Genomic DNA, 18078 nt, shown 5'->3' with positions numbered 1-18078 from the left:
CAAGCCAACATGAGGAAAGATCTAGGAAGCTAACCTCTGATAAGTTGAAGCAGCGGGCCCTCTAAGTTTTCCTCCACTAATAATTTGGCAGTAAGCCAAGCTATCCAATACAAAAATTTTGCGGTTTAATAAGAATAATGTTAACTTAACGGTTGATGGGAATTTTAAAACTAAATAAAATGATTAGGAAATGATATGATATGAATGCAATGGGGATTGTGGTTGTTGAGATTTGCGAAGCCAGTCTCATTAATAATCTAAATATTGAAGAAGAGATTGAATCCATTTACCCTGAAGTTTCGGTGATCACAAGTGATTGTTTATCTTTCTGCGGAATTTGCCGGCTCAAGCCGTATGCGATGGTCAATAATAAACGGATTTTTGCAAATTCAGCAGAGGAGTGTTTAATTAAAATAAAACAAAAAATTGAAGAAGAGTTGGCATTTTTCAATTAGAGATTGTCAAAGCTTTAGAGATGGAGGTCAAAACATGTCAGAAGATATTTCCGGAAATAAAAGCAAAGAGCAATTTACCATACTGAGCGGGGACTCAACAGATGGGGATGGCAGCTTTGGAGTCGGCACCATCAATTTAGATAATGTCACGCCGGTAATTATCGATCCGCAGCAGGGTGAGGCTTATATCGATATGCAGGCGATGCATGGAAGAAGCAAGATTGAAAAGCGTGTTCGTTTTTCACCGGACAGAGAAGCGATGTTAGAAAATTCGAATTTGTATTGGATCGTTTGGGTGGTTGTGGATAGAGACCTTAAGGGGCCAAAAATTAGTGGGATAGCAGCCTGTGAATTAAGGGTTTCAAAAGAAGAACGCCGGATTCGACCTGGCTATAAATCGATGCCTGAACACGTCAACAATATGGATAAGGCATTAAAGGGACATATTATTCTAGATAAAATGGATGCCAAATCCAAAGACCTATTAAAAGATTTCTTAGTGAAAAATCACTCTTCATTATTGGAAAACACTCGAGAAGAATTAAAGAACGCGCTCTCGATCTAAGAACCATTCCTATTAAAAGAGCTTCTCCTGTTAAAGAGAATTCAAAGCAAACTCTATGTTTAGTTATCAATAGTCATTAGTCTAATTGGTGGGTGAGAGTGTGGAAGTCATTGAATTAACACCTGAATTAAAGGGTGATTCGGAGTCATTGGTTGCGGTTCTGGGGAATTTTGACGGCGTTCATTTAGGCCATGAAGCGATTCTTCGTTCTGCAAAGAAATTAATCGGGGAAAAGGATCATTTGGCTATTATTGGTTTTTCCTCGGCTCATCAGGAATCAAGCCATTCAAACGCTTTAACATCCTTTAGTGAAAAGTTAGAGAGGCTAGAAAATCTAGGTGTTCAAAAATATTATAATTCATTTTTACCAGAAGATGGATTGGCAGATACAGCAAAAAAATGGGTGTTAGAGTGTCTGGCAAAATTGTCTATTAAACAGATTATTGTCGGACAATCGTACCGCGTGGAAGAAATGGGGATGTCGAGTTTTAAAGAGTTAGTGGATCTCTGTCGGCAAGTTAATATAGAGGTTCAAGTCGTTCCAGAGCTAACGGTTAACGGACATCCTATAGAAACCAGCAAGATCATTCGTCTCGTTGAAGAAGGCAAAATGGAAGCTGTTCAAACGTTAATGGGACGTCCCTTTACAGTTGCTGGTACAGTTATACATGGAGAAAAGCTAGGAAGAGAGCTTGGGTTCCCAACGATCAACTTAGGGAATGTCGAATCCTACGTGACTCCAAAACCGGGCGTTTATATCGGGATCGTAGGTATCCATGACGAATCACAGGGGATAACCGACTATTGGAATACCTTAATTAGTTCGGGATATCGCCCCACAGTAAATGGCAAGCATTACTTAATTGAAGCTTATTTACTGAACTATTCCGGAGATTTATACGGTAAACAGGTTTCCGTTTCCTTTTTAAGTTACATGAGGGGAGAAATCAAGTTCGACGGATTAGAACCCCTTATAGAACAAATGAAACAAGATAAGCAGGAAGCCGAAACGCTATTTGGATTGAACGAATAACTAGTCATCTCGGATTAATTGATTTTCAATTCTATACATAGAAAAAACCGTTAAGCTCTAAAGCTAACGGGTTCACTTCAGAGGTGCAAACATTAACTATCAAGGTAAATCGCACGGGTTCACATAGTCATTCACCGTGCGATTTTTATTGTAAGATCAATGTTTATTGACCTTTTCAAAGCACAGTGTAATTTACATGGTGTGGATATAATTATTGGCGGTGTGTGAATTAACCTGTGATTGAGCAAGTGAAAGGTAGGGGGATTACCAAGGTATTTGGATAAATATGTTAAAATAGAAGTTGGATTATCGAATTGTTCTTAAAGTAAAAAACGGACTGTCATGGTTAACAAGAAATTTTAGCGGCACCTGTGAACGTTGAAATAAGCGGAGATTTTTCCGTTATCAACCAAAGTAGCGTTCAGTTCGTCGTAAATAAGCGGAGTTTTTCCGTTTAAACCAAAAGAAATGACCTATTTTTATGTTTTTCGAGTCAATAGTCGGAATTCTTCCGTCTATTTTAGCTATTTTCAATGTTGATTTCTAAATAAGCGGAATTTCTCCGCTTATTTAGAAAGTTCGCTTTAGCCATTTAATGAGTAAAAAGTGGATCTTAATTTTCCAAACCCCTTTACATTTATATAAAGGATCATGTAGTATATCTATATACATATGAATACGAGGTAGGTGAACGTCAAAAATGTTCAACCGAGAGTTAGTGAAGGGGAGCACATCGTTAATCCTTCTGCAGTTATTAAATGAACGCGATATGTACGGTTATGAGTTGGTAAAGGAGCTGGATAAGCGGAGCGGGCATCATTTGCAGGTGAAGGAAGGGACGTTATATCCCGCCTTGCATAAGCTGGAAAAGCAAGACTATATCATCTACTACTGGCAGGAGCAAGAGAAGGGCCCAGCTCGAAAGTATTATAAAATTACCGATGCTGGCCGAGAGATTTTGGCTGAAAAGACAAGCGAATGGCAGCAATTTGTTCGGGTTATGAATCAAGTCATACAGGATCCAAAACCATGAGTCAAGCGAGTGAAATGTTCTTGTCCCAGTTGGCGCAAGGTCTAAAAGATCACTCGGAAAAGGAGTCCATTCTTGAAGAGTATGCGGTTCATATTAATGAAATCCTCTTAGAACGGTCTGCAGATGAACAGGGATTAACAGAACTGGATTACATCATTGAAAGGCTTGGTTCCCCAGAAGAAATTAGTGACATGTGGAGGGAAGAGGCGGTTGTCACGCCTTCCAAACTAAATAAACTTTTTCTGATCGCGAATTTGATTTTTTTTGCGGCAGGGGGGCTGTTGACGCTGACGTGTAACATCTTTGATTGGCGTCCGGCTGAGCTTGTCTGGCGGTATTTGACTTCCATTCCAATGATGATTATGCTCATCTACATGTTCTTTTGGGCGCTATTAGGCTATGAAGTCGGCAAAGCGTTTGGTCATAGCGGACGCCGTTTACTCAAGAACACGTTTTTACTAGCGCTTGTTCCAAACCTTTCTCTTATGGCCTTAACGGTCTTTCATCTGATTCCTTATTATTGGTTTGACCCGCTGCTGAGTCGTCCTTTTATAATAGGGTGTATCGTTTCAACGATGATTCTTTATCCAATCAGCTGGCTTGGCTACCGGTGGGGGAGAAGGGCATCGGTTTAGTGGTATATACATAAAAAAACGGATGTATATACATTTTTTTGAGTGTTTACCTAGCAATTCTATATACAAAGAAACATGATACAGGTGCTCTTTTTTTAAGGTAATACCTAGAATAACTATATACATAGAAAAACGACATATGGAGGCTTTTCAATGAAAATACGTATTCATAAATACGATGGCTGGTTTTTATTGGTTTGTTTGGGTCTTGGTGCTTTGGCAGAGGAGATGTTCTTCCAGAGTCAAATTGGTGTGTCTTATCTTATCTTCTTGGCAGGCTTTTATCTGGTGTTTTTTGTGCGCTTTAAGGGCTATCGTTTTACGAATAAACGCCTTGGGTATCTGATCTATTTTTCTATTTGGTTCTTAGCGCTCACTTATTTTGGCTATTCGAACATGGTATTTTATGCTTTGAATATACTGGCGATCCCGTTTCTGGTTTTCGTTCATCTCATCTTGGTGACAAGCCCAAAGTTTTTATCTTGGTTCAGGCGTTCATTCATTGGCTACTTGTTTGTGAAAATGGGAGCCGCGATCGTCTATGTGGTTAAATTTTTTGGCCTCCTTTTAAAGGCCTTAACTAAAGGGCTGAACACGGAGCAGGCCGCTGTCGTCAAGCAGGTGATCTTGGGTCTTGTCATTGCAGTGCCGCTGCTTGGCATCATTCTAGTCTTACTTTCGTCGGCCGATCTCGCCTTTAGTCGATTATTGACCAGTGTGCCAAAGTGGCTGCTAGGCTTTCAGTTACAGGAATTCATCGGTCGCGGGATTATCATTCTCCTGTACACGTTAGGTTTCTTTGGCGTCATGCAAGTCGCTTTTTATAAAAAAGGCCTTGTCCGGAAAGCTCAGCCAGATAGTGAGACTGTTAGTTGGAGCGGGATTATGGCGAGCACCGTGCTCATTTTATTGAATCTTGTATACTTATTGTTTACGATTGTTCAATTCAAGTATTTCTTTGGCCAGTCGCTGCAATCGGATATGACCTATGCGGAGTACGCTAGGCACGGTTTTGGTGAGTTGATGGTTGTTACCTTGATTAATTTGTCGATCCTCATTGCGGTTGTGACTTTTGTGAAGGAAGCGAGTCGAGGTTTACAACGAACCATTCAAATGATTTTATCCTGCCTCGTTATCTTCAGCGGCATTATGCTTGTCTCCTCTTGGATGCGCTTATCGATGTATGAAGAAGCTTACGGGTTTACCACTATCCGAATTCTTGTTCATTGTTTTATGGTGTTCCTTGCCGTGATTTTCGCTTATACGTTAATTAAAATTTGGATCCGGCGCTTGCCGCTTATTCACTTTTATCTTATTGCTGCCCTTGTCTTCTATGTATTAATTAATATCATGCCGCTCGATCGCTTAATCGTCGACCACAATATCCAGCGTTATCAGGCCACGAACAAAATCGACATAGATTACTTGAACCAACTGTCCTACACCGGTGTTGAAGGGCTCATACAATTGTATAAAACAAATCCCGATATCCCAGGATTAAAAAACCTGCTGCAAGAACGCAAGATAGAAGCAAACACCCATCATGCCGACTGGCGCTCCTACAACCTATCACGTGAGAAGGCCTACCGCCAGCTTAAAAAATTAGAGGTTTGAAACGCGGGGAAACGCGGGGACGGTTCTCACGTTTCATTCGGAAGTTGAAATAAACACTTAAACAAAGGACGATTCTCTTATTTTAATGGGGGAACCGTCCTTTTGTTTTTCTAAAAATGTGAGCGTCGTTGATGATCAAAGCTCTTTCAAATCAACTGAGAGGACTTGATTGGATGTGACATCGAAAAGGACAGTTCCTCGAACAAATTTGGTACCTGACTGCGATTGCAGAAAGAAGTCAAAGGATTCTTGAATGTGTGAAGGCGTGTATTGTCTTTCTTCAATAGGTCGGTAGCCTTTTACTATATAGTGAGGAAAGGCGGCTCTCGTCACGTTTACTAAATAATTCACCCATTCGCTTCGTCCAGTAGTATGACTAGCAGACTTCGAGACTGGTACTATTTCAATATGGATGAGACCTTCTTCTAATTTGGCACCCAGGGCTTCGAAGGCTTTTCGATGTAGGGTAATCCGTTTGGGGTGATTACTAGAAATCTCATCTACGACTATTACGTTTATCTCTTTTTGGTTGGATAAATTCTTCACATGAAGCATCTCGCCGCATTTATAAGGACTATTGGTTCCAACTCCTGCTGTCATATAATGGTTATCAGACCAAGGAATATTACATTTTGTAATGCTTCCGCCATCTGTCCAAGTGGCTTCCCCTTTGACCGGTTTTTCGCGTTCCATAGTGCTGCTCTGTTGTTGAACAAAATTCGTCTCATCTTGGTAAGGACTAACCTCATACGGATTCACATTTGAGTAATAAGGATCATTCGAATTCATAAAATGGCCTCCTGTCTAACCAATGCTCACAATAAATTATGGCAAGAGAAGGTTGACCCGTTCCAATTTTTTTGCGCGGACTGAAACGCGAGAACCGTCCCCGCGTTCCACTGAAACAATCGTTCGACTGAAACGACTATATAGTGAACGTAAAAAAAGGAGGAACTCGTTCATATGAGAATTAAACTAGGCGTTGGTGCTAGTCTTTTATGTGCCTTGATATTGGGTTTAAGTGGATGCAGCTCGGATCAGGCATCAAAGTCCACTAAAGAGCAAACACCATCTACCAGTCAATCGACTGGAACCACCAACGCGTCAACAACGAAGGAAAACAAGTCAGCAAACAACGGTTCAGTTTCATCCCAAAAGTCGGAACCGTCTTCTGAATCCAGTCAAACTCAAAATTCCGGTCAATCGACTGAAGCAAATACGGACAACGGGTCAAGTTCAACAAAGGGGTCAACAGCTAACAGTGGAAACGGCTCAAGCAATGGGCAAACCAACACTGCACCGACCACAATCAAAAGGGCTTTAAATGATGTGTCAAAATCGATACAGACGAAGGTTCCTGTGATGTTACCCACCGATGTTCCCGTTGCAAAAGGTCACTATTTGACAGCGGCCACCCATTCCGAAACTTGGTATTACAAAGCCCAATTATTCGAGACAAACAAGCCGGCAAGTATCAATTCGAAGGAAGCTTCCGCCGGGACAGCGATTGCGACAGTTGAAGGCACAGAGTATAAAAGCTCAGCAGAGGCACAAAAACAAATAACTGGATATACAGAAGTCCAAGCAACCGAAGGGCAAATGGTTGATCTTGGAAATGGGATTCAAGCTTTAAGTGAAGGGGCTGCCGGACATGCTTTTTTGTACTGGAATGAAGGTCGTTGGTGCATCAGAGTCGATAGTCCGACTGATCCGGCCTATCAAAATAAAGCCTACCCAGACAGTAAAAAATTAGCTGAAAACGTTGTTGCTTATTTACACGATAATGCCCTTCCAGCTCCCCAAATGATTGGCGTTGTCACCATTACTAATTGGAATCAATCCACCCTGACAACCGTCCAATGGCAATATCACCAAATGGTCTATCAAGTATCAAGCCGCAACCCACTGACCGCCTTGCAGATTGCAGTGGCCATGAAATAGGGGGACGGTTCTCCCGTTTCATTCGAAAATCGAAGGAAGAAGAAAGATCGGCGGCTCTCCTGTTATTTGAACAGGGGAGCCGTTAAATTTTTGATGCCAACCTCATAACAATAATAGGTGCCGGTCAATCAAAAAAGCCGCGCATCATAAAGTCTATATTAATAGTGAGTGTATCAGGTTTACAATTACAGAAAGCAACCTTTCGTGGCGCACTGCCACCAATGAATGCTCTGGACTTATTTCAGGGGAGGGACGATCAAAACAATGCTGATGCTTTTTCCTTGGAGAAAAACTATTTTGGAGTATTTTTTAGACTTTCAAATGATCGATTTAAAAGAGGAAGCGAACTAGGTCTGTCGAATTTAAATAAGTGACTCATTTTATTTGGATAGTCATCATAAGGTCACTTTTTTCTGCGCTTTAAACACGATTGTTGACCTTTATAGAAAGGAAGGATATGTCTTAATGAATGATTCATTGAAAAAAATAAAGGAAGAGGGCAACCCTGTTCACCTAAGCCGACTTCAGTTAGCGGTTCTTTTAGGGACGTTATGCGCTTTTGGGCCATTATCCATTGACATGTACTTACCGGCCCTTCCGCATATTGCCAAGGAGCTCCACACCATGCCTTCATTCGTCCAACTTAGCTTAACTTTTATTTTAATTGGTTTATCCCTCGGCCAATTGATCATAGGTCCGCTAAGTGATGTACGCGGTCGCCGGCATCTCCTTCTAATAGGGCTGCTCGTCTATTTTGTAGCCTCACTCTTGTGTGCGTACAGTCCCTCAGTTTGGTTTTTAATTGGTTTCAGATTTATTCAAGGTCTTTCCGGCGCAGCAGGGATTGTTATTTCACGGGCGATTGTTCGCGATCTGTATTCCGGAAAAGAACTGACCCAATTTTTCTCATTACTTGCTCTAGTGAATGGGGTAGCTCCCATTCTGGCACCGATTTTTGGAGGGCAACTCCTACGTTTTGCACCATGGAACGGGATTTTCCTCGTCTTGAGCGGTATTGGATTCGTTATGTTTTTGGTTGTTCTCTTCCGTTTGCCCGAAACGCTGGATAAAGATTCACGATCGGTTGGAGGAGTGTCGAACACCCTGAAAACCTTTAAAAAGCTTTTTGTTGATCGAAGCTTTATCGGATATGCATTGTCACAAGGTCTTGTCTATGCCTCTATGTTTGCCTATATTTCGGGGTCACCTTTTGTCTTGCAAAACATATATGGCGCTTCACCACAGCTTTTCAGTATGATGTTTGCCATAAATGGGATTGGAATTATCCTTTTTAGCCAAATTACAGGCCGATTGGCGGAACGTTTAAAGGTCAGACGCCTCTTCTTTGCAGGCTTAACCCTATCATTTATAGGAGCATGTGCCTTATTACTTTTACTCCTTTTGCATGCAGGTTTATTTTTTATCCTTATCCCGTTGTTCTTTGTCGTTGCAAGCGTTGGAATTATAAGCACATCCGGAACGTCATTAGCCATGCAAAATCAAAGGAAGTCAGCCGGAAGCGCCTCAGCATTACTAGGCGTTCTAATGTTCGTACTTGGAGGCAGTGCCTCCCCCCTCGTTGGACTAGGACAAAACCCCGCCATTTCGATGGGAATCGTCATCTTCCTATCCAGCCTCGGAGCCGTCCTATCCAGCCTCATCCTAGCTGCCAAACGCCCTTGAAACGCGGGGACGGATCTCGCGTTTCACTGAAACAGGGGGAACCACAGGGACGGATCTCGCGTTTCACTAGAGATCGTTCCCCTGATCGTTTCACCTTGGCTATGAATCAATAAATGAAAAACGCGAGAAAGGAAAAGAAAGGGTTGCTGTTTACAACGATGACGTTGAAACCCTCATTCCTGCCCATCCAGTATACATTGTGGATACAACAGGAGCGGGTGATTCGTTTAACGAAGCTCTCGCTTATAAACTGGGACAAGGTGAAACGGTGATGATAGAGGCCGTTAAGTATGCGAATGCGGCTGCGGCCTTATCCATCACCCGGATCGGCGCGCAGGCCGGAATGCCCACTAGTTCTGAAGTAGAGGCATTTCTGAATAGAAAAAAATGGAAGTAATGCAAGCTTTGAAATCTTACATCACCTACAGTGTAGAGACCGAAAATACGAATTCAACTCTTGTTTCTTCTAAAACAGGTCTAAAGAATCACCGAATTTCCTAATTTTTCATGGTAGAATGAAAAAAATGATAATTTTGTGATCGGATGAGAAAGGAGTGGTTGAATTGGTCATGCTATTTAAGATAGGCGTGTGGATGTGTTTTGCTGCCTTGATCCTTTATACCATTCTTTATGGAAGAAACGAAGAAAAGATGGATGGTAAAGTCTTTCTCATTCGAAAGATTTGGTATTTGTTTTACATTCTGGGGGCGTTAATTTATTGGACACAGTATCCTGAGAGTATTTTTACGGAATGGAAGAATTATCTGATTGTTGTCATTATCTTTTTTGGCGTCGATGCCTTTATTTTTTTGAACATGTACTTGAAAAGAGCAGGGGATTATGAATTGGATCGGTTTACAAATACCGTTTCTGCTAATGAAAATTTAATCCAAGATCACCTCTCCATGACCAAAAATATGGTGCATACCTTGAATAATGAAGGAATAATAGGTTATTATGGTACTAAGGAAGCATACCTATTAGGTTTAAGGGACGTTCTAGAGTCATATGCCAAGAAAGAAGATATGACGGTCAATCTGCTCCCATTTACAACCCTATCTGAAAAAGAGCAGGCTCTGCTGTCCTTTGCCAATCCCGATTCTATTCGTGCCAAACTCGATCGGGAGGAAACGGTTTATAATACCAAAGAAATGTATGCTTTGCACCCTGTCTATCTTTTTGATAATGAGTTGTATGTGTTGAAAATTACGGGGAAAAGGCCTATTTCTGAAATGGATTGTTTACTTTTTGTCGTAATGATACATATTTATGATTTAGCAGTCCCTGAAGACCACTGAAAATCATAAGACTTTTATTTGTAGGCGGTGACTTTGTTGAGTAAAAATGATTCAGCTATCCTGCTTAGAGAAAATGATGATCAAGATACAAAGAGGCCTTTTAAGAAGCGGTCAAGAGTTCAATCACCAACCGTTTCAATTAGCCCAAGCACCTTGAGATTAATGGAAGAGAATGAACGAATTATTGAAACGTACGGTAAGAAGCGTTCAAAATTTATTCGTCCAAAAGAAGATGCGGATCAATAACGTTCTGTTCTGGATAGACAATAGCCCATGGTTGTTGTCTTAGTTCATATTTACCCCCAATTTGCATACACTATTCAAGGTACTAAATACACTAAATTGGGTGATGATGTTTGAAGCAATTTCAAAAAAAATCAAGAGTTTATTCACCGATCCCAACCCTTTCACAACTTGAAGCAAATAGAAGAAGCCAAACCGAAGACCTACTGCTTTTCCTAAAAAAACAAATCTCAAAGAAAAGGTTGCCCCGATGAACTAAACTTTTGACCTTTATTATAGGCACTAACAGAACCCTATATAAAACCCCAAAAAGTCTACTTTAAGTAGGCCTTTTTTTATGAACCGGAACGCAGGCGACTGGAACGCAGGGACGGTTCTCGCGTTTCAAAGGGGCACAGACTGGAACGCGGGCGACTGGAACGCAGGGACGGTTCTCCTGTTTCAAAAAGGAGACCCCCCCACGTGATTAATTCATCTTTTTATTTCTTAAAGATATGATGGCCAATAATGGTGACGGTTGGTAAGGTTGCAAACCAATCACAGTTGGCAGGAGTAGAAAGCGCCGGGTTATAGTAATATAAGCTCCCATCATTATGTCGATTGTTGATGGCTTCATCAACAGCTTTATAATTGGTGCTATCGGGCTCCTGACTGATTGCTCCATCGGAAACGGCTTGGAATTGTCCTGGCTGATTAATAACTTCAGGTATCGAATTTGGAAATTGATTGGAATCTACTCGATTGAGGACAACGTTAGCCACTTCAACTTGGCCGGCAAAAGGTTCTCCTCCCGCTTCTGCATGAACTAAGCGTGCTAACAAATCGCGATCTGCAGAACTTATAATTGAACTGCTTTGCTTAGAAACCCCAACCTTTTTAGAAGAAGAGGCTTGTCCATTTTCTTTATTTATATGTATGCTTTCTCCAGGATGAATGAGATTAGCATTCTCTATTTGAGGGTTTGCTGCTAACAATTCCTGAAGGGTAAGATGAAACTCAGACGCAATCTGGCTCATGGTATCTCCAGCTTTTACTGTATACAAGTTTTCCGCGAACGAGGGAGATGCTGAAACAAATAAAGAGGCTGCAACAGTTAATAGAAGGATTAATCTTTTCATAGTAATGGGTCACTCTCCTAGTAATATTAAGTCAGATATTAATAGGTATGAACAACCCTCAGTAAATATGATTCATTTAATAGATTTTATGGAACGGAGGGACGGTTCTCGCGTTTCAAAGGGCACAGTAGGAAAGTGGAATACAGAATAGAACGGAGGAATGGAACGCAGGGACGGTTCTCGCGTTTCAAATCGAACACAAAGGAAGTTTACTTGCCTCTGATTTTAACATTTGTTATATTCTGTAAATTATTTAACTTAGCTTAAAAAGGAGCGGTGTCAATCAATCACATTCTAGCAATTTATTATAAGTTCTATTTAGGCCCTAAATGTTGGAGAACCATGTTTTTCATCACCTTAGGACACATCTTAGGAGAATTTAAGGGTAGACGTTCATTTAGTTCATCCAGTCCTTTTTACAACTCCCAATCCCCGTTATTGGTAAGTCCAAAGAAAGGGAACGGGCTGCCATTACAGAATGTGGTTTTTTGTCAATCGAATTGACATAAAAGGGATTAGCAAGATTTCTATTTTTTTATGGTAAAATAAGATAGATTTAATTATACTATTTCGACTAATTAAGTGATTTACCCATTTGTTCAGACACATAAAAGGTAATCTTGATCATATTTGCACTAAAAATAAACCTCAGGTAATGATACAGGTGACTAAATTATGGAATTAAGACAGCTCGAATATTTTGTTGAAGTGGCAAGAAATGAACATGTCTCAATGGCTTCAGAAACGTTACATGTCGCACAGAGCGCAATAAGTCGCCAGGTTAAACTTTTGGAAAAAGAATTAGGAGTCGAATTGTTTGAAAGAGAAGGTCGGAATGTCAAACTGACTTTTATTGGGAGCTTATTCTTAGATCAAGCGCAGATTGCCCTAAAGGCCATTGAAAATTCGACCAAACTCATTGAAGAATATTTGGACCCAGAACGCGGGGTGATCCGGATTGGGTTTCCTTCGAGTTTAGCAAGCAGTTTGCTGCCGGCAGTCATTTCGGCTTTTAAAATAGAACATCCAGATGTTCGGTTTAATTTACGCCAAGGTTCCTATAAATTTCTAACTGAAGCCATAAAAAGTGGAGAGGTAGGGTTAACATTTATAGGCCCTGTCCCGATTGATGATCCTGATTTACAGGCAAATGTTCTTTTTTCAGAAGATATTTTCGCTCTTCTGCCTGAAACGCATCCGCTTGCTAAAGAAGAAAGCTTGACTCTAGATCAATTAGAAAAGGATTCTTTTATTTTGTTTCCAAACGGATTTATTTTACGTAAAATAGCGGTTGATGCGTGCCATCAAGCCGGTTTTCGCCCCTTAATTCCTTTTGAAGGAGAAGATCTGGATGCCATTAAAGGTCTTGTTTCAGCCGGAATGGGTGTCACCCTTTTACCCGATACGACTCTCTTTGGAAATCTGCCCACTGGCACAAAAAAACTAAAAATTCGCCAGCCGCTAGTTAAAAGAACAGTCGGAGTCATCATCCCAAAAAACAGAGACCTCTCACCTTCAGAAAAAGTCTTCTATGAATATGTGCTGCATTTTTTTGAAGATGAAACGCGGGGACGGTTCTCGCGTTTCACTTGAGAACCGTTTTCTTTGTACGATCAGAAAGCCTAAACTTTCACGATTACGGAGATAGTAAGCCTACTCCTTGAATCAACCTCGTGATTTCACATCTTGGAACGACTCCGTGCTGGCTTGTCCCGAGGAAGCCCGCTCCGTTAGCATAGACTTGTAGACGCCGGGACAACAGCTCTTTACAAAGTACAAGCATGGAGTATTTCAAGACTTTTATCTCCGTGCTGGATTACGCAAAATCCCCACTTTTATCTAAAGCTTTAGCCAGGACTTGGCGACTTCCTCTGATGTGACTTTCTTAAAAGTCACATCAGTAGTCCTTAAGGGCAAGCCGTTTTTTTTCAACGAAACACAAAAGCCCCTCAGTTGATGAATACTGAAGGGTTGTTGTGTTTTCTTCTATTTAATTAATCCCTGTCCACCTTGCTCGGGAAGTGGGGGACAGGAGAACCCCATTGAAACGCGAGAACCGTCCCTGCGTTCCCACCTGCGTTCCCCTTGCGCTTTATTTTACTCCTGGGAACCAGCCTGGGGCGCCAATAATGGCTTTCCATAGTGGGTCTGGGATGACAAGGCGTTCTTGTCCATTAAGATCTAATTCGGTTTCAATTTGATCTTCTTGTTCATTTTTTATCTTCTGAACCCAGTCTGGATCGATGATGATTTCCCGGCCTAATGCAATTAAGTCGCTACCGGTTTGCAATACATTTAGGGCATCTTCGGCTGTTTGAACGGATCCAACACCAATTAAAGGAACACGTCCATTAATTTTGTCTGCCAGTAATTCTAATCGTGTTTTGTTCGTGACGACACCGCGTCTTGGTTCTGACTTATAGTCGATTAACGAGACATGGAGATAATCGAGCGGCTGTTCAGATAAGGCATCTACAAAAGCGAGTGTATCGGCCATTGTAATGCCCGGTTCAGTTGGTTCTTCAGGAGAAAAACGATAACCAATAATAAAAGGTGTTTTTGCATGTGCATCCACAACCCTTTTGACCTCTTTAATGATTTCTAAAGGAAAGGTCATTCGTTTTTCGAGAGTACCCCCAAATCGATCCTCACGCTGATTGGAGTGAGGGGAGAAGAATTGTTGAATTAAATAGCCATTTGCTCCGTGAATCTCAACACCATCGAATCCTGCCTCGATTGCTCGGCGTGTTGTTTCTCCAAAATCGCGAATAATTTGTTCAATTTCAAGCGCCTCTAGTTCTCTAGGAGTAGGGCCTTGACTTCCATCAAGTTGAACACCAGGAACTGCACTGCTGCTGACAATGTCCCCGTTTGGAACAAGGTCAGGCGGGCAGCTTCGACCGCCATGGAATATTTGCAGAATCGCCGCAGCCCCTTGTTCTTGAATCCCGGCTGCTAGTTTCTTGAGGCCGGGAATCTTGTCATCGCTCGTACCTGAAAATTGGCCGGGAAATCCTTTGCCGTTTTCAGAAACATTGATACAAGCCGTAATTACCATGCCAAGATCTTTAGCATGGTGGTTATAATAGCCGATCTCAGCATCAGATACGGTTCCATTTGGATTTGATGAAAAGTGAGTCATAGGCGCCATCACTAATCGATTCTTTAATTGAAGCCCATTCGCAAGAGTCAATGACTCAAACAAGGAATTATATTTAGTGTTCATCTTGAAGTCCTCCCATTTGAAAATGTTCTAATTTAATGTGCTCAAAAGCAATTTATGCGCTCGAAACGCGGGGACGGTTCTCGCGTTTCAGAAACGGGAGAACCGTCCCCGTATTACAGACATTTTGTTCTTTATTGAATAAAGTTTTTCGTTGCTTGGTACATTTTCTCTACGTATAGATCGATATCGTCACGGGACATACGCAAGCGATCAACTGAAGACCCATATCCGATTTCTTTTTTACCCTCAGCTAATCCTTTGAAAATACCATCTGCGAATGCATCTAGAGGTTCTCCAGACGTATGCAGGCCAGTTCCGCCCAAATCAGTATTCACAGCAGGTGGAGCCACTTCAATCACCTCCACTGATGTTTCAGAAAGCTGGTGTCTGAGGCTCATTGTAAAGGAATGAAGGGCTGCTTTCGTTGCGGAATAGATAGGAGCAATCACAAATGGAGTGAAGGCTAACCCAGATGTCACATTAATAATAGCGGCATCTTCTTTTGTAGCAAAATAGGGAGCGAACAACATAGAAAGTTGGAAGGGAGCTTCAATATTAATTGCGATTTCTTTATTGAAATAACTCCAATCGTTCTTTGCGTCTGCGTTTAGCAAATTAAACCGTTGTTGGATCCCTGCATTATTAACTAACACATTCACATCAGGATAATTAGAAGTTACCCAATCAAAGAGGGCAACACGCTCGGATTCAATGGACAAATCACACACTCGAGTTATCAGATTCGGAAAATTTTCCTTTGCCTTTTGAAGGACTTCTTCACGTCGTCCGCACACAATAACATTATTTCCAGCTTTTAAAAAGCGTTCTGCAAAAGCCAGGCCAATTCCAGCATTTCCGCCAGTAATCAGTATTGTATTTCCCGTAAGTTTCATTCTAATTCCTTCTTTCTTTTAATTAGGCTGTTTTCGTAAACGTTATTGCTTTTTACAAAATGAAAATAGGTTCGCTTTCCGCGGCAATCCGCGAGTCAGGCTACTGATAGAATTCAGCATAAGTTCGAATCCGGAGACTTCCTCATGATGCCCTGCGTAAAATTCTTAAAATGGTTAGTTACTTTCCTGCATCTGCTTAGTATAACGCTCAATCTTGTAGTCAATTCCTTTTAATGAGTCTGTCATTAATGCTATTTCAGCTAAAACATCCTGTTTGTGCTGATTCATCATTTCAAGTCTTTTTTCAACGGTGGTCTCACCTTCGACCACCCAATCAATATACTTTTTAATACTGCTTATTGGCATATGCGTACTTTTTAAACACATCACCGTTTCAAAGAGCGCTATTTGATCTTCTGAAAATAGACGATTACCAGATTCATCACGCTTGATGAGCGGTAGCAGACCTTTCTTTTCATAATAACGCAATGTTGATTGTGGGAGATTGAATTTTGCCGCCGCTTCGCCTATTAAATAATCACTCATCTGGAGACCTCCGAATTATCTGGAACTTTTTGTCGAAGTCAACAAGTTTGAAACGCGGGGACGGTTCTCGCGTTTCACTCCTAGTTTAAAAGAAAAAGACGGTTCTTCTGTTTTTGAAACAGAAGAACCGTCCCTGCGTTTCACCTGCGTTTCACCTGCGTTTCACCTGCGTTTCAGTTAGTCTTCCATGGTGCTGATGTCGATGACGAATCGGTAGCGGACGTCGGATGCGAGTACTCGCTCCCATGCTTCGTCGATTTGATTGGCGGAAATAACTTCGATTTCTGGGCCAATGTTGTGTTCGGCACAGAAGTCAAGCATTTCTTGTGTCTCGCGAATGCCGCCTATTAAGGATCCGGCAAATGAACGGCGCTGGCCGATTAGTGAGAAGACATTAACTTCTAATGGTTCTGCTGGTGCACCGACGTTAACTAATGTACCATCCAATGCTAGTAAAGAAAGGAAGGCATTAAGATCAAGCTTAGCGCTGACGGTGTTAACGATAAGATCGAAGGAACCCGCCAGACTTTTAAATGTCTCTGGATCGCTCGTCGCATAATAATGATCGGCGCCAAGCCTCAATCCGTCTTCTTTTTTCTTTAAAGTTTGTGATAAAACAGTAACCTCAGCTCCCATGGCGTGAGCAAGTTTCACAGCCATATGTCCGAGCCCGCCAAGTCCTACAATGGCTACTTTCTTGCCAGGTGCGGCACCCCAGTGACGAAGTGGGGAGTAGGTGGTAATGCCGGCACAGAGCAGTGGTGCTGCGACATCTAACTCGATTGCTTCAGGAATTCGAAGTACAAAGTCCTCCGTCACGACGATGTGGGTGGAATAACCGCCTTGTGTGTACTGTCCGTATCTGTCGACAGAGGCATAAGTACCTGTATTCCCTTCAAGACAAAATTGCTCCTCGCCTTGATGGCAATTGACACACTCTCCACAGGAGTCCACCATACAGCCGACACCAACGCGGTCGCCAATAGCATATTTGGTTACCTCAGAACCTATCTGAGTGACAATTCCTGCGATTTCGTGGCCAGGAACAAGAGGATAGTTAACCGGACCCCACTCACCGCGGGCAGTATGTATATCAGAGTGACAAATACCAGCGTACTTAATCTCAATGAGGACATCATGAGGTTGGAGATCTCTTCGTTCGATCGTGGTCAATTGAAACGGACCTTCTGGGGTGAATGTTGCGCGTGCTTTCACATTAATCATATTTAACCTCCTGTAATCCTTAAAAAATTGGTTGTTACTATTAATTTGTTGGGAATAACCGGTCAATTTTATCAAGAAGAATACTCTCTCAAGAACTACTATCCCGATCCCATTACTTATGATTATGAAGGAGAAACGAGAGGCTTTCAATTATTATGATTCATCTGATTGAGTGTTTATGGAACAAAAGTTAACAAAATTGTTGGTTATCCTAACTAAGCATTATTTGTTCGGAATACTCCCCTGAAAATAAGTTCAATTTGGATGGCTTGTGGTTGAAGGATACCCTTTTTCATTTATCTAGTGCTGGCACTTTGCCTAAGCAATCCATTTTTCAAATTAAAACCTTGCACTTACCATTTTTTAATACCGAACTTACTATTCCATTAATCATTACATGTTGAATGGTTTCGCTCCAATCATTTTAAAATTTAAACTATTTCCAAGCCTCTTTACACAGTCTGTTTTCTATTGATATAGTTATCGGGATGGTTTCTAGAGACCTTGAAAATCTAAGTATACATAGGAATTTATCTCTATTTGCTTACTTAAAGTTTCATCCAGAATGAAA

General features: G+C 41.4%; 18 protein-coding genes. 12 read left to right on the top strand and 6 right to left on the bottom strand.

All coding sequences use genetic code 11. The features are described from left to right. Nucleotides 1–209 precede the first annotated feature (209 nt). The 6 genes from PU629_RS12770 (at nucleotide 210) to PU629_RS12745 (ending at nucleotide 5335) form a co-directional block, all read left to right on the top strand. Nucleotides 210–455 (top strand): YuzB family protein, encoded by a 246-nt coding sequence (locus tag PU629_RS12770; RefSeq protein WP_275284418.1) that lies wholly within the window; start codon nucleotides 210–212, stop codon nucleotides 453–455. A gap of 34 nt (nucleotides 456–489) precedes the next feature. Then, nucleotides 490–1020 carry a YwhD family protein gene (locus PU629_RS12765; RefSeq protein ID WP_275280455.1) on the top strand — a complete coding sequence of 177 codons (531 nt, stop codon included), beginning with the start codon at nucleotides 490–492 and terminating at the stop codon, nucleotides 1018–1020. Nucleotides 1021–1120: 100 nt separating this feature from the next. Next, a complete protein-coding gene (locus PU629_RS12760; protein WP_275280454.1) occupies nucleotides 1121–2053 on the top strand; it encodes a riboflavin kinase in 933 nt (310 codons plus the stop codon). A 700-nt stretch (nucleotides 2054–2753) separates the two neighbouring features. Next, nucleotides 2754–3086: a PadR family transcriptional regulator gene (locus PU629_RS12755; protein ID WP_275280453.1), complete on the top strand. Its 333-nt coding sequence runs from the start codon at nucleotides 2754–2756 to the stop codon at nucleotides 3084–3086. Continuing rightward, the gene (locus PU629_RS12750; protein ID WP_275280452.1) at nucleotides 3083–3721 is read left to right on the top strand and encodes an HAAS signaling domain-containing protein; all 639 of its coding nucleotides are present in this window, start codon (nucleotides 3083–3085) and stop codon (nucleotides 3719–3721) included. The genes PU629_RS12755 and PU629_RS12750 overlap by 4 nt, the downstream gene beginning before the upstream one ends. 153 nt (nucleotides 3722–3874) lie before the next feature. Then, the gene (locus tag PU629_RS12745) at nucleotides 3875–5335 is read left to right on the top strand and encodes a DUF4153 domain-containing protein (RefSeq protein ID WP_275280451.1); all 1461 of its coding nucleotides are present in this window, start codon (nucleotides 3875–3877) and stop codon (nucleotides 5333–5335) included. Nucleotides 5336–5470: 135 nt separating this feature from the next. On the opposite strand, the gene PU629_RS12740 is transcribed toward PU629_RS12745, so the two are convergent. Next, nucleotides 5471–6124 (bottom strand): RlpA-like double-psi beta-barrel domain-containing protein, encoded by a 654-nt coding sequence (locus tag PU629_RS12740; protein ID WP_275280450.1) that lies wholly within the window; start codon nucleotides 6122–6124, stop codon nucleotides 5471–5473. A gap of 174 nt (nucleotides 6125–6298) precedes the next feature. Here PU629_RS12740 and PU629_RS12735 point away from each other — a divergent pair, with 174 nt between their 5' ends. The 5 genes from PU629_RS12735 to PU629_RS12715 all read left to right on the top strand — a co-directional run bounded on the left by PU629_RS12735 (nucleotide 6299) and on the right by PU629_RS12715 (nucleotide 10503). After that, nucleotides 6299–7276 (top strand): hypothetical protein, encoded by a 978-nt coding sequence (locus PU629_RS12735; RefSeq protein WP_275280449.1) that lies wholly within the window; start codon nucleotides 6299–6301, stop codon nucleotides 7274–7276. Nucleotides 7277–7741: 465 nt separating this feature from the next. Then, nucleotides 7742–8959 carry a multidrug effflux MFS transporter gene (locus PU629_RS12730; RefSeq protein WP_275280448.1) on the top strand — a complete coding sequence of 406 codons (1218 nt, stop codon included), beginning with the start codon at nucleotides 7742–7744 and terminating at the stop codon, nucleotides 8957–8959. 109 nt (nucleotides 8960–9068) lie between these two features. Continuing rightward, nucleotides 9069–9356 (top strand): PfkB family carbohydrate kinase, encoded by a 288-nt coding sequence (locus PU629_RS12725; protein WP_343076316.1) that lies wholly within the window; start codon nucleotides 9069–9071, stop codon nucleotides 9354–9356. Between the two features lie 172 nt (nucleotides 9357–9528). Next, nucleotides 9529–10257: a type II toxin-antitoxin system SpoIISA family toxin gene (locus PU629_RS12720; RefSeq protein WP_275284416.1), complete on the top strand. Its 729-nt coding sequence runs from the start codon at nucleotides 9529–9531 to the stop codon at nucleotides 10255–10257. A 36-nt stretch (nucleotides 10258–10293) separates the two neighbouring features. Continuing rightward, nucleotides 10294–10503, top strand: a complete 210-nt coding sequence (locus PU629_RS12715) for a type II toxin-antitoxin system SpoIISB family antitoxin (protein ID WP_275280447.1) — start codon at nucleotides 10294–10296, stop codon at nucleotides 10501–10503. Between the two features lie 476 nt (nucleotides 10504–10979). On the opposite strand, the gene PU629_RS12710 is transcribed toward PU629_RS12715, so the two are convergent. Further along, nucleotides 10980–11618, bottom strand: coding sequence for a cell wall hydrolase (locus tag PU629_RS12710; protein WP_275280446.1), 639 nt, complete (start codon nucleotides 11616–11618; stop codon nucleotides 10980–10982). 675 nt (nucleotides 11619–12293) lie between these two features. Here PU629_RS12710 and gltC point away from each other — a divergent pair. Next, entirely contained in the window at nucleotides 12294–13211 is a 918-nt protein-coding gene (gene gltC, locus PU629_RS12705) for a glutamate biosynthesis transcriptional regulator GltC (protein ID WP_275280445.1), read from the top strand. 499 nt (nucleotides 13212–13710) lie between these two features. Here gltC and PU629_RS12700 read toward each other — a convergent pair whose 3' ends face one another. The 4 genes from PU629_RS12700 to PU629_RS12685 form a co-directional block, all read right to left on the bottom strand. After that, nucleotides 13711–14844 carry an NADH-dependent flavin oxidoreductase gene (locus tag PU629_RS12700; protein WP_275280444.1) on the bottom strand — a complete coding sequence of 378 codons (1134 nt, stop codon included), beginning with the start codon at nucleotides 14842–14844 and terminating at the stop codon, nucleotides 13711–13713. Nucleotides 14845–14975: 131 nt separating this feature from the next. Further along, entirely contained in the window at nucleotides 14976–15737 is a 762-nt protein-coding gene (locus PU629_RS12695) for an SDR family oxidoreductase (RefSeq protein ID WP_275280443.1), read from the bottom strand. Between the two features lie 174 nt (nucleotides 15738–15911). After that, entirely contained in the window at nucleotides 15912–16283 is a 372-nt protein-coding gene (locus PU629_RS12690; protein WP_275280441.1) for a MerR family transcriptional regulator, read from the bottom strand. Between the two features lie 177 nt (nucleotides 16284–16460). Next, nucleotides 16461–17507: an NAD(P)-dependent alcohol dehydrogenase gene (locus PU629_RS12685; protein ID WP_275280440.1), complete on the bottom strand. Its 1047-nt coding sequence runs from the start codon at nucleotides 17505–17507 to the stop codon at nucleotides 16461–16463. Between the last annotated feature and the right edge of the window lie 571 nt (nucleotides 17508–18078).

It is taken from the genome of Pullulanibacillus sp. KACC 23026, from assembly GCF_029094525.1.
GTDB lineage: Bacteria > Bacillota > Bacilli > Bacillales > Sporolactobacillaceae > KACC-23026.
The sequence above is the reverse complement of the archived record's forward strand: the minus strand, read 5'-3'. Positions and strand labels throughout refer to the sequence as shown.

Coding starts and splice junctions, on each gene's coding strand:
- PU629_RS12765 (WP_275280455.1), top strand. CDS start 490: ATGTCAGAAGATATTTCCGGAAATAAAAGCAAAGAGCAATTTACCATA.
- PU629_RS12755 (WP_275280453.1), top strand. CDS start 2,754: ATGTTCAACCGAGAGTTAGTGAAGGGGAGCACATCGTTAATCCTTCTG.
- PU629_RS12690 (WP_275280441.1), bottom strand. CDS start 16,283: ATGAGTGATTATTTAATAGGCGAAGCGGCGGCAAAATTCAATCTCCCA.
- PU629_RS12745 (WP_275280451.1), top strand. CDS start 3,875: ATGAAAATACGTATTCATAAATACGATGGCTGGTTTTTATTGGTTTGT.
- PU629_RS12710 (WP_275280446.1), bottom strand. CDS start 11,618: ATGAAAAGATTAATCCTTCTATTAACTGTTGCAGCCTCTTTATTTGTT.
- PU629_RS12730 (WP_275280448.1), top strand. CDS start 7,742: ATGAATGATTCATTGAAAAAAATAAAGGAAGAGGGCAACCCTGTTCAC.
- PU629_RS12685 (WP_275280440.1), bottom strand. CDS start 17,507: ATGATTAATGTGAAAGCACGCGCAACATTCACCCCAGAAGGTCCGTTT.
- PU629_RS12750 (WP_275280452.1), top strand. CDS start 3,083: ATGAGTCAAGCGAGTGAAATGTTCTTGTCCCAGTTGGCGCAAGGTCTA.
- PU629_RS12740 (WP_275280450.1), bottom strand. CDS start 6,124: ATGAATTCGAATGATCCTTATTACTCAAATGTGAATCCGTATGAGGTT.
- PU629_RS12695 (WP_275280443.1), bottom strand. CDS start 15,737: ATGAAACTTACGGGAAATACAATACTGATTACTGGCGGAAATGCTGGA.
- PU629_RS12735 (WP_275280449.1), top strand. CDS start 6,299: ATGAGAATTAAACTAGGCGTTGGTGCTAGTCTTTTATGTGCCTTGATA.
- gltC (WP_275280445.1), top strand. CDS start 12,294: ATGGAATTAAGACAGCTCGAATATTTTGTTGAAGTGGCAAGAAATGAA.
- PU629_RS12700 (WP_275280444.1), bottom strand. CDS start 14,844: ATGAACACTAAATATAATTCCTTGTTTGAGTCATTGACTCTTGCGAAT.
- PU629_RS12720 (WP_275284416.1), top strand. CDS start 9,529: ATGCTATTTAAGATAGGCGTGTGGATGTGTTTTGCTGCCTTGATCCTT.
- PU629_RS12770 (WP_275284418.1), top strand. CDS start 210: ATGGGGATTGTGGTTGTTGAGATTTGCGAAGCCAGTCTCATTAATAAT.